Raw genomic sequence first — 10,912 nt, 5'->3', positions numbered from 1 at the left:
CATAATCATAATATAACCTCCAATAAAAACTGAATTATTATATTATGTTGAATTGATTTTGTACATTTTTATATGATCGTTTTTGTACATATTAATAGTAGCATTTATAGGAACGCTTTCCGAGATATGGAAAAGAACCGTGGTATAGCCGTGGATTACATTTTGTTGCGGTAGATAACTATATTGTGTTTTATATTTTAGATATAGAAGAACAGGTGGTAACAATTCTATGTGTCATGTACAGCGAACGCAACATTGAAGAACAGCTAAGTGTTCATACAAAGCAATAAACAATTTCATATGCCACACACAAAGCGGTTACTCCATTGTAGATCAACCGCTTTTCTATACTCAAATTTAAGATTGGAGTGATTGATTGAACGATATTTTTACGGATATGCAGTCAAAAATCGGGTGTCCGTATTTTTTCGACCTACTCTATTACAAGCGTGCGGTCTGGTTTGAGATGAAACGCCTTTGCCTGTCTGACTATCCTAAGAAAACGTTAGAAGATTTTACTTGCTATGTATTCGGTGTGCCTTACGCCATCATACTGGAAGTATTGAAAAGAGAGGACGTAATGAAACATGGAAGAACTGCTAGGAATTGATGTAAATACAGACTATTACTATATCACGGGCAAGGAGCGTATAAAAGTTAAAATAAGATTACCCAAATTGTTGCAGATAAGTGGTTACGCTTTGTATCAATTAAGATAATTTTTTATATGACTGTTTTGTAGAAAGTGATAGCTAAAGAAGAAAGATTAAAATTTTTTAATGTAACTATTGACATTACATTAAACTGGTGTTATATTTTAAATATAACAATAAAGATTACATTAAATAAGAAATGTAGGAAATAACTATGAAAATTGCAGTAGTATGTGCTAACGGGAAAGCCGGTAAATTAATTGTTAAAGAAGCAGTAGAAAGAGGTTTAGATGTAACAGCAGTTGTAAGAGGTGAAAATCAATCTGTTGCTACAAAAGTAATTCAAAAAGATTTACCACAACACAGTACATCATTAAAACATCTGTGTGATATTTTATCAGGAACAGATATTAGATTATGTATTGTTGGTGGAGCTGGAAGCTTATATGTTAATCCAGAACATACTTTATGTGTTGCTGATGGAACAGATTTCCCGGATATCTTTAAGCCATTAGCTTCAGCAATGGCTAAAGCTTTAAAAGAATTAAGAAAACGTTATGATGTAAAATGGACTTATGTTTCACCAGCTGGAGATTTCCAAGCTGAAGGTGAAAGAACTGGAGCTTATATTTTAGGTGGCGAAGAATTAACATTGAATGAAAAAGGTGAAAGTGTTATTTCATATGCTGACTATGCAATTGCTATGGTAGATGAAATTGTAAGTGGAAATCATCTTCAAGAAAGAATAAGTGTTGTTCAAAAATAAAGAATTAAATATAAAAAGTTCACTCGATATTTTATCAAGTGAACTTTTAATTTCAAATATTTATTCTTTTCAACAAAATCTAATACTATTTAATCTTTTCGATACTGTAATCATCAAATTCAGTTTTTAAACTATCTTCAACACCATCAGCAGTAGTTAAGTAATTTCTTTGACTATCATCTAATACAGTAGAACGCCAGTAATGACTGTTATCATCATCTAAATAAGCTGAGTTAATTTCGGTACTAGTATAAAGTGCATAATAGTAAGTATTTTGAGTTACTTCATTGTTCCAAGAAGATGTTCTAGTGGCATCTACTTTATAAACAGCAATAGCACGATCATAGTCGTCACCTTTAGCGAACCACATTGAATCTAATGAGTAGTTATAAGTTGTTGAATAACCATCATCAAATTGATCTTCTGCCTTATCTTCTGCTTCAGATTCTAATTCTTCAATTAAATCATCAGGTAATGCTGCTGCATTTTTATATCTTTCGATTAATCCTTTTACTTTAAAAGTTTTAGAATCATTAGTAACTTTGATTTTATTTGCTTTTGCAGTTTCTTCTGAATATTTAACAGTAATTGTTACTTCATCACCGTTTGAAAGTTCATAACTAGTATCATAATCAAGACGTGTATCGTTGACAAATGCAGCTAATTGTTGATTGTTTTTATCATAATCAATGTCATTTTTGACATCAGTGATATATCCTTCTCCATCTTTGCCAGTAAATTCACAAGTAATGTTTTTAGCTAAATCGATTTCAGTATAGTTAAAGAAATTATCATAAATTTGATAACCAATAAAGGCAACCAAAGCAACAGCAATTACACCAACAGTAATTTTACCATTTTTTGATTTGATAAATGATTTGAAATCAAAACTTGATTTTGGTGCATTTTGATAACCACCAGAATTATTTGCACCATTACCAGTATAATTACCAGAGTTAGAACCGTTATTTGTTCCTTGATATGAGTAATTATTTATATATGGACCTTCTTCTAAAGAATAATGGAAGTTATTGATATGAATAACATTTTTAATGATTAGAAGGACAACCATATTTAAAATAAATACAGCAATTGATACATAAAGATAATATTCAAGATTTGTTGCCATACTAGTAAGTGACGAAAGAGCAGAAGCATCACTAATACCACTAAGGGCACTTATATCTTGATTAAGATAAGCTCTTATAGCTTTACAAACCAAGTTTACACCAGACATTGATAATAAAAGTAGTATTGAACTAATGCATGATGCAATGAATTCCCCCAACATAATGTAATCTTGTTTGTCTTTTTTAAAGAAATAAAAAGCACTCAAGATTGCAGTAACAATAGCTACAATTAATAGTGCATAGAAAACAATTTGAATCAATGTGATCATAGTTCCAATTGTTGATAATGCATCAAGGCTATCGTACCCACTGCTAGAGCCACCACCAATTCCAAGTTTTGAAAGTAGCCATAATACGGTAATAAAACCTGATGAAACTGTTGCTAAAAGATAAACAGTTTTCTTTTTTGAATATTTATTTAAAATATCCATACTATTCCCTCCTTATTAAAATACATAGATATAATAACAAAATTAGCTATAAAATACCATTATTTTAACATTATAAATACAAAAAATGCCTTATTTTTACGAGTTTTTTTGATATTTTAATAAATTATTTATAGAAAAACAAAAAATCTCATGTTTATAACATGAGATTGAAACTATTTAGTTGTTGAACCAAAACCACCATTACGAATAGCATCGCTATCATCATCTTCGACAATACCAAATGGCATAAAGATACCTTGTCCAAAACCTTGACCAGCAGTTAAAGAAACTGTTTTATCTTCGTTACTATCATTAGTAATTTTGATAAAAATATGACCTTCATTATCACTATGATAATAATCACTATCAATTATTCCTACTGTATTATTAAGTTGTAAACGATATTTAAAACCTAATCCACTACGAGGGAAAATAGCTAGAAACCATCCTTCATTAATAATAACTCTAATACCAGTAGGAATTTTAATTGTTTCATGTGGTTTTAAAGTAAAATCAATAGGTGTATAAAAATCATAACCAGCAGAGCCAACCGTAGCTCTTTTTGGTAATTTTAAATTATCATAAATTTTTTCAATTTCTTCGATATCATAGTTTGTGAAACTATCTTGAAAATCGTTAATAAATTGTTGTTTTGATACTTTTTCAAATTTTGCAACTACTTGCATGTCATTCTCCTTTTCTTTGATTTGCAACTATTATACACTAATTACTTTATTAAAGGAAAGGTAATTATAATAGTAAAGTAACTTTTATCATCAATAATAGTCAAATTACCATCATGAATTTTCATCATTTGTTTAACACTCTTTAATCCAATGCAATTACTCTCAATATAATCAATAGTATGAATTTTAGTATTTTTAACAGTAAATTTTAAATTATTATCATCAGTAATTAATTCAATATTAATAGGCTCATTTTTATTAGCATATTTAGAAACATTAGAGAAGATATTATTAATAATTCGTTTAAGAAGATTAATATTGCCAAAGATGAAATTATCACTATGTTCTATTTGTTTTGAAACTATAAATTCATTTTCTTCTAAAACAGCAATATTTTCAATAATATATTCATAAATAACGCCTAGTGATATTTTAGTAAGTTCGGTATCTTGTTCTTTACTAAAAACTAAAAAGTATTCAAACATTTTATTAGCTAGTTCATTAATTTGATTAACTTTATCAATTGAATTATTTAAATATAGATTATACTGCTGTTCATTTTTATATTTTTTAAATCTAATAATATCTAGATATCCCATTAAAGAAGTTAGTGGTGTTCTAAGGTCGTGAGATAAAGCTGTAACTAGTTCATAGTTAGCACGCCGATTAGTTTCTTCGGTTATAAAATTATTTTTTAAAGTGATTCTAAGATCATTAATTTGTTTTGATAATTCGGCGATTTCAGTATTACCGTTAATGGTAATTGGATGATCTAAATCGCCTTGAGACATAATTGTTACTTCGTCTTTAAGTTTAACGATATAATTTACTTCTCGTTTAATAAAAAGGAAGGTTGGAAATATAAAGATAATCAACGAAATAATAGCAGCAAAGCTAACATAAGGAATTACTGATTTTGCTAGTGCATATGAGTAAGTGTATATTTCGATAGAACCATCCTTTAATTCCAAAATACTATAATATGGTTCGACATCATAGATAGACTTAGATTCATAGATTGTAGTACTAATAATAAAATCTTCAAGAATTGTTGCATAAGAACCGGTTATATAAAGATTATCATCTGCATTATAAATAGAGACACTATATATTTCACTAGATCCTAAAATTTCATCAATAGCATTAATATCATTGATAGAAACATTACTATCAATTAGTTTGTTTTCAATTTCGGTAGCATAAGTTTCCGTATTGTCAGAAATAATACCTAAATCTAAAACAAAGTTAAAGAAATAATCTTTATTATAATATAGAAAACTAAAAGTAAGGAGAGCTAAAGCGCCAAACAGGATAATTACTGCTGAAATCTGGATACTTAGTTTATTTAAACAATTTTTTTTAATCACAGCGATACCCCTTGCCCCAGATCGTCTTGATTATTTTAGGATTTTGAGGGTCTGCTTCAATTTTTTTACGTAAGTTTCGAATATGGACCATGATCGTATTGTTAGCACTATAATAATATGGTTCATTCCAAATACTTTCATATAAAGCTTGAGTCGAAAATATTCGTTTACGATTACTTACTAATAAATAAAGGATTTGATATTCCAGATATGTAAGTTCAACAGGTTTCCCATCTAATAATACTGTTTCATTATTTGGATTGATGACAATATTTTCATAAACAATATTATCATCTTGTTTTTCTTGGTGTTCAGCTTTTCCTTGATATACATAATAACGACGTAATAACGCTTTAACCCTAGTCGTTAATTCATTATAAGAAAAAGGTTTAGAAAGATAATCATCACCACCACTAGAAAAACCTAAGGTTTTATCACTTTCTTGCCCTTTAGCAGTTAAAAACAAGATTGGAGCATTAGACTTTTTTCTAATTTCAACACAAGCCTGATAACCATTAACAATAGGCATCATAATATCTAAAATATAAAGATCAATATCTTCGTTAGCTTTATCAATTGCTTCTTGGCCATCTTTAGCCTCAATAACTTCATATCCCTCACTAGAAAGTAAAACATTAAGGACCTCTCTAATTTCTGGATTATCATCAACGATTAATATTTTATTATTTGTCATAAATTCACCAACTTTCGTATCTATTATACATCATAATAAGGATGAAAAAATTGTTTAAATTAAATTTAAGAAATATTTAGATATTATTAAGCGGATTCTTAAGCAATGTATGTAATAATTTTTTCGGAAGGGTGATAGTAATGAAAAAAAAGCAGTTAGTATGTTCAATTATATTTTTATTCTTTTTAACAATTGTGATGGTTATGATCATCACGCCTTCTTCATATCTTTTTGGCTCAAATACCGATTGGCTTAGTCAGCATGTAAATTTGGCTGATTATTTGCGTCATACTATGATAGAAAACAAAACACTTTTCCCCGATTTTGCTTTCAATATTGGCGCCGGAGTAAATATTTATAATCTATCTTATTATGGTTTGTTTCGACCAGATGTCTTGATTGGCTGTTTGATTCCTAGCGTAGCTATGAAAGACATAATAATTATATATATGGTTATCAATCTAATATTAAGTGTTAATTTGCTCTATATTTGGCTAAAAAGTAAAAATTTTAATAATGGCTTATGTATTATTGGAGCTATTTTGTTACTATGCTCTTCCGTTTTATTTCATAGTCATCGACAAATTATGTTTGTTGATTATATGCCATGGCTGATTATGGCATTAATAGCAATAGACCGTTATTTGAAAAATAGTCGAAGTTTAATGTTAATTATTGCGATTGTTTTAATGATCGTTAATAGCTATTTTTTCAGTGTTGCAGGCATAGTGGTCGTATTTAGTTATTATTGTTATTGTGTAAAGAAAATTAATTTGAAAAATATTTGGGCATTTATTAAACCGGTAATGATAGGTATTTTAATATGTAGTGTTTTATTATTACCTACGGCATATGTGATGCTTGAAAATCATCAAAGTAAAGGAAGTAGTATTAATTTTTTATCTTTATTTATACCACGTTTAAATATGGAAGGGTTACTTTATGATAATTATGGTTGTGGATTAACTTATTTAAGCTGGATTGGTTTGGTTTTAAGTTTAAAACTAAAAGAAATTAGGAAATTAAGTATTTGGTTATTATTGTTGATTTTTATACCAGTATTTTGTTTTGGATTAAATGGATTTTTATATTCACGACCTAAAATATTGATACCGTTTATTCCGTTATTAATTTATGTGACAATATATTCTTTAAGTAAGTTCAAAGAATTAATGATAAAAATCGATTATCGACTATGGATATTGATTTTATTACCAGTAGTTATTTTTTATCAAAAACCACTAGTGATTTTTGATATTATTTTTGCTATTTTTAGCGTATGTTTATATTTAAGATTTAATAAAAAAGCGCTTTATTTAGTGATGATCATGCCATTAGTCTTGAGTTTTAATATTAATAAACAGGAAGAATTTGTATCATCTGACACTTATCAACAAGTTTCTAGTATAAATGGTATTAAAGTAGATAACGGTACTAGATATGATATTTTTAAACAATCATTAAATACTAGTAATCTTGCTAATAATAATGAACTACGGACATCAATTTATAGTTCAGTTAATAACAGTTTATACAACCATTTTTATTACGATATTATTAACAATCCGATTTCAATAAGGAATCGAGTTGCTTCACTGTCTAATTCTAATATTTTCTTTCAAGGAATGATGGGGGTTAAAACAATTTATAGTGAAGAAACTGTACCTATTGGATATCAAAAAATTGGTAATAATTTATATGAAAATAATGATGTTTTACCAATTATTTATGCTACAAGTGATACTTATAGTGAAGAAAAGTTTGATGAGCTGGCTTTTCCAGCTACGTTAGATACTATTTATAATAATGTTGTTGTTGCAAATGGTGATAATCAATATCAAAGTCAAATAAAAGAATTAAAATTAGATTATCTGATTAACAAGCAAAGTTCTAATTTACATATAACAGCTTTAAAAAGTGGTTATCGGGTCAATACTAAGGGCAAAGGTGTATTGCAATTAGATCTTAATCAAAATTTTGAAAATCAAATTATGATTATTGAATTTGATATTGATAAAGTAAAATATTTAAAAACTAGGGATACTTCAATTACTATTAATGGTATTAAAAATAAATTATCAAGTTCATCAGCTGCTTATCCAAACGGAAATAATCATTTTACATATGTAATAAGTCAAAATGAACCTTTAAGTGATTTACAAATAGAGTTTAGTTCCGGACGGTATGATGTTTTAAATATTAAATTATATAGTCTTGATTATAATGTGATTAAAAATCGTAATAGTCAAATTGATAAATTAAACGGTGTTTATAATCAAGATGGTAAGATTGTTAAAGGCAGTATTGATGTAAGTAAAGATGGTTACCTGGTCACTTCTTTACCTTATCAAAACGGTTATATTATTACTATTGATGGTAAAAAGGTTGATTCATTTTGTGTAAATAAAGCATTTTTAGGAAGTAAAATATCTAGTGGAAAGCATCAAATAGAAATTACGTTTAAAGCACCAGCTAAAAATATTAGTTTATTTGGTAGTGGAATAGGGTTGGTTTTATTATTATTGCATGGAAGAAGGGAAAAAAATGAGGAAAGATTTAAAAGAATTAATTAGTTATATCTTTGTAGGTGGTTGCACAACCCTAGTTAATTTTATTATTTATTATATAGCTATTCAATGGCTAAATATAGGCTGGTTAATTGCTAATATCTTATCATGGTATGGTGCTGTTATTTTTGCTTATTGGGCTAATCGTCAATATGTTTTTAAAAGTTCTAATGATACTAAAAAAGAAGCTTATCAGTTTTTTGTATTACGTTTAATGACGTTAGCTGTTGAAAGTAGTTTATTGTTTATTTTTATTCAACTGTTAGGAATAAATGAAATGGTAGCTAAAGTGTTTGTTAGTGTTGTCACAGTAGTTTCTAACTATGGACTATGCAAATTCAAGATTTTTTCATCTAAAGGAGAACATGGATATGGACAAAATTAGTGTAATAGTTCCTTGTTATAATGAAGAAGAAGTTTTACCGATGTTTCACCAGGAAGTTACTAAGGAATTAAGAAAAATTGAAAATATTGATTATGAGATCATTTTTATTGATGATGGAAGTAATGATCGAACAATTCAATTATTAAAAATGATTAGTGCTAAAGATAAACGATGTGATTATTATTCTTTTTCAAGAAATTTTGGTAAAGAAGCAGCAATGTTGGCGGGATTGGAAAAATCAACCGGTAATTATTGTGTCATTATGGATGCGGATTTACAACATCCTCCTAAATTGTTAGCACCGATGTATCAGGCTGTGAGTAAAGAAGGTTATGATTGTTGTGCTGGTAAGCGAATTGATCGTGAAGGTGAAGGGAAAATCAGGAATTTTTTAAGTCGAACATTTTATAAAATTATGCAAAAAATATCAAAGCTCGATATGAGTGATGGAGCTGGCGATTTTAGAATGATGAGTCGTTTAATGGTTAATTCAATAATTGAAATGCGTGAATATAATCGCTATATGAAAGGCTTGTTTTCATATGTTGGTTTTGAAACTAAGTGGCTGCCATTTCATAATGTTGAACGAGCAGCTGGTAAAACAAAATGGAATTTTAAAAGTTTGTTTTCTTATGCTTTAGAAGGAATGTTTTCTTTTTCAACAGCACCGCTTAAAATTGCTGGAATATTTGGGATTGTTTTATTTGTCGCTTCAATAATATTGGCATTATATACAGCTATCTCTACTTTATTATTTGGAAATAGTGTCGGTGGTTATACTACTATTGTTTGTTTAATTTTATTTTTAAGTGGAACGCAGATGTTGTTAATTGCGATACTAGGAGAGTATGTATCAAAAGATTATATGGAAAATAAAGCCCGACCAATTTATATAGTTAAAGATAGTAATCGTAAAGAAGCGTTAAGTAAGTAGCAATAAAATTTTGACTTGGATTAATAGAGCTATTATAATGAAGTTATCAAGGAAGTGATAACATGAAAAAATTTGTTAGTGTAGTATTAGCAATCATAATGGTTGGTTTGGTTGTTTTACTTTGTATTAATATATCAATAAAATCAATGGCTGCTAAAACCGTATCTAATGCAGTTGTAGCTAATGAAACAACTGATCAAATTCAACAAGTAATAACGGAAAATTTTCCTAACGTTACAGATGATCAGATTCAACAGATTCAAGAAGTTATTTCTACTAGCAGTTCTATAAACTCATTTACTGATGATCTATTAAATCAAATTACTGAAGCAACGTTAAATGGTGAACAAGTAGATACTGCTTCAATTATGAATCAATTATCACAGGTGTTTGTTGATAATGTTGATCAAATTGAACAAGTAATTGATCAGGACATTACTGATGAGCAAATTCAAATTGTTCAAGAACGATTAACTGATCAAAATGGAGCTCTTCAAACTAAAATTAATGAAGTGGTTGATTCTGTTCAAAATGGTTCTACTAGTACCACTGAATTTTTACAAACTTATCAAACAGTTAGCAGCATGGCAGTTAGAGTTGGCTGTATAATTGGAATAATTGTTTGTATTGTATTAATTGGTTTATTAAATCGTTCGTTATATGGCTGGTCAATCTATGCCGGTGTAGTCGCAATTGTTTCAGCAATAATAATTGGGCTTTTTGCACCACTAGTAGTAAATGCAATTGAATTTACAATTGGACTACGGGTTTTAAATATGAGTATTGATATTCCAGTATCAATGTTAAGAGTAGAAGGAATCGTACTAGGAGTTATTGGAATTATTTTAATTGTTGCTTATATTATTTTAAGCCGTAAGTTCCCTAAGTATGAAAGAAGTTATTATTAATATTGTTTTAGTAATTTGATAATTGAATAGAATAAGGATAGAAATTATAGTAATTTTGATTTCTATCTTTTTTATTATTTATATATTTTTTAATTATTAAAAGAAAAAACCGCTTTTGTAAATGTATATAAATAACAAAGGAGGTTTTTTATGAAAGAAACTGGTAAGAAGATTTATGATTTTAAAAGTGATGTTCTTTTTAAATATTCTTTAGCCAATGATCAAGATCATGACTCTCTTTATTTATTAAAACTATTTATTGAAGGTATTTTAAAGATCGAATGTCATGATATTAAAGTATTAAATCCCGATTTAAGCCGTAACCATGTTGAAGATAAAGATATGATCTTAGATATTAGAGTAACCGTAGCCTCAGGTAAACAGATTGATA

General features: G+C 28.2%; 10 protein-coding genes. 6 read left to right on the top strand and 4 right to left on the bottom strand.

The annotated features are described in order from the left end of the window. Positions 1-867 precede the first annotated feature (867 nt). Complete coding sequence (locus tag B5F09_RS13750; RefSeq protein WP_087374885.1) at positions 868-1,419, top strand: NAD(P)-dependent oxidoreductase; 552 nt, start codon at positions 868-870, stop codon at positions 1,417-1,419. A gap of 85 nt (positions 1,420-1,504) precedes the next feature. Here the strand turns inward: B5F09_RS13750 and B5F09_RS13745 are convergent, their stop codons facing one another. From B5F09_RS13745 to B5F09_RS13730, 4 genes are all read right to left on the bottom strand, one after another. Then, a complete protein-coding gene (locus B5F09_RS13745) occupies positions 1,505-2,980 on the bottom strand; it encodes a hypothetical protein (RefSeq protein WP_087374883.1) in 1,476 nt (491 codons plus the stop codon). A gap of 173 nt (positions 2,981-3,153) precedes the next feature. Further along, the gene (locus tag B5F09_RS13740) at positions 3,154-3,666 is read right to left on the bottom strand and encodes a dUTP diphosphatase (RefSeq protein WP_087298666.1); all 513 of its coding nucleotides are present in this window, start codon (positions 3,664-3,666) and stop codon (positions 3,154-3,156) included. A gap of 41 nt (positions 3,667-3,707) precedes the next feature. Continuing rightward, a complete protein-coding gene (locus tag B5F09_RS13735; protein WP_239404347.1) occupies positions 3,708-5,033 on the bottom strand; it encodes a HAMP domain-containing sensor histidine kinase in 1,326 nt (441 codons plus the stop codon). Beyond that, positions 5,026-5,727: a response regulator transcription factor gene (locus tag B5F09_RS13730; RefSeq protein WP_087298665.1), complete on the bottom strand. Its 702-nt coding sequence runs from the start codon at positions 5,725-5,727 to the stop codon at positions 5,026-5,028. Before B5F09_RS13730 ends, B5F09_RS13735 begins: the two co-directional genes overlap by 8 nt. A gap of 140 nt (positions 5,728-5,867) precedes the next feature. Here B5F09_RS13730 and B5F09_RS13725 point away from each other — a divergent pair, with 140 nt between their 5' ends. From B5F09_RS13725 to B5F09_RS13705, 5 genes are all read left to right on the top strand, one after another. Then, entirely contained in the window at positions 5,868-8,300 is a 2,433-nt protein-coding gene (locus tag B5F09_RS13725; RefSeq protein ID WP_087374881.1) for a YfhO family protein, read from the top strand. Then, positions 8,272-8,679, top strand: coding sequence for a GtrA family protein (locus tag B5F09_RS13720; RefSeq protein WP_087374879.1), 408 nt, complete (start codon positions 8,272-8,274; stop codon positions 8,677-8,679). The genes B5F09_RS13725 and B5F09_RS13720 overlap by 29 nt, the downstream gene beginning before the upstream one ends. Continuing rightward, positions 8,666-9,613: a glycosyltransferase family 2 protein gene (locus tag B5F09_RS13715; protein WP_087374877.1), complete on the top strand. Its 948-nt coding sequence runs from the start codon at positions 8,666-8,668 to the stop codon at positions 9,611-9,613. The genes B5F09_RS13720 and B5F09_RS13715 overlap by 14 nt, the downstream gene beginning before the upstream one ends. 62 nt (positions 9,614-9,675) lie before the next feature. Continuing rightward, complete coding sequence (locus B5F09_RS13710; protein ID WP_087374876.1) at positions 9,676-10,521, top strand: hypothetical protein; 846 nt, start codon at positions 9,676-9,678, stop codon at positions 10,519-10,521. 150 nt (positions 10,522-10,671) lie between these two features. Then, positions 10,672-10,912 (top strand): PD-(D/E)XK nuclease family transposase (locus B5F09_RS13705; RefSeq protein ID WP_087374874.1); only part of this gene is annotated, 241 nt, incomplete at its 3' end.

This window comes from Erysipelatoclostridium sp. An173, from assembly GCF_002160495.1.
GTDB classification, from domain to species: domain Bacteria; phylum Bacillota_I; class Bacilli_A; order Erysipelotrichales; family Coprobacillaceae; genus Thomasclavelia; species Thomasclavelia merdavium.
This window is presented reverse-complemented; position numbering and strand designations above follow the sequence as displayed.

Coding starts and splice junctions, on each gene's coding strand:
- B5F09_RS13730 (WP_087298665.1), bottom strand. CDS start 5,727: ATGACAAATAATAAAATATTAATCGTTGATGATAATCCAGAAATTAGA.
- B5F09_RS13720 (WP_087374879.1), top strand. CDS start 8,272: ATGAGGAAAGATTTAAAAGAATTAATTAGTTATATCTTTGTAGGTGGT.
- B5F09_RS13710 (WP_087374876.1), top strand. CDS start 9,676: ATGAAAAAATTTGTTAGTGTAGTATTAGCAATCATAATGGTTGGTTTG.
- B5F09_RS13715 (WP_087374877.1), top strand. CDS start 8,666: ATGGACAAAATTAGTGTAATAGTTCCTTGTTATAATGAAGAAGAAGTT.
- B5F09_RS13740 (WP_087298666.1), bottom strand. CDS start 3,666: ATGCAAGTAGTTGCAAAATTTGAAAAAGTATCAAAACAACAATTTATT.
- B5F09_RS13725 (WP_087374881.1), top strand. CDS start 5,868: ATGAAAAAAAAGCAGTTAGTATGTTCAATTATATTTTTATTCTTTTTA.
- B5F09_RS13745 (WP_087374883.1), bottom strand. CDS start 2,980: ATGGATATTTTAAATAAATATTCAAAAAAGAAAACTGTTTATCTTTTA.
- B5F09_RS13750 (WP_087374885.1), top strand. CDS start 868: ATGAAAATTGCAGTAGTATGTGCTAACGGGAAAGCCGGTAAATTAATT.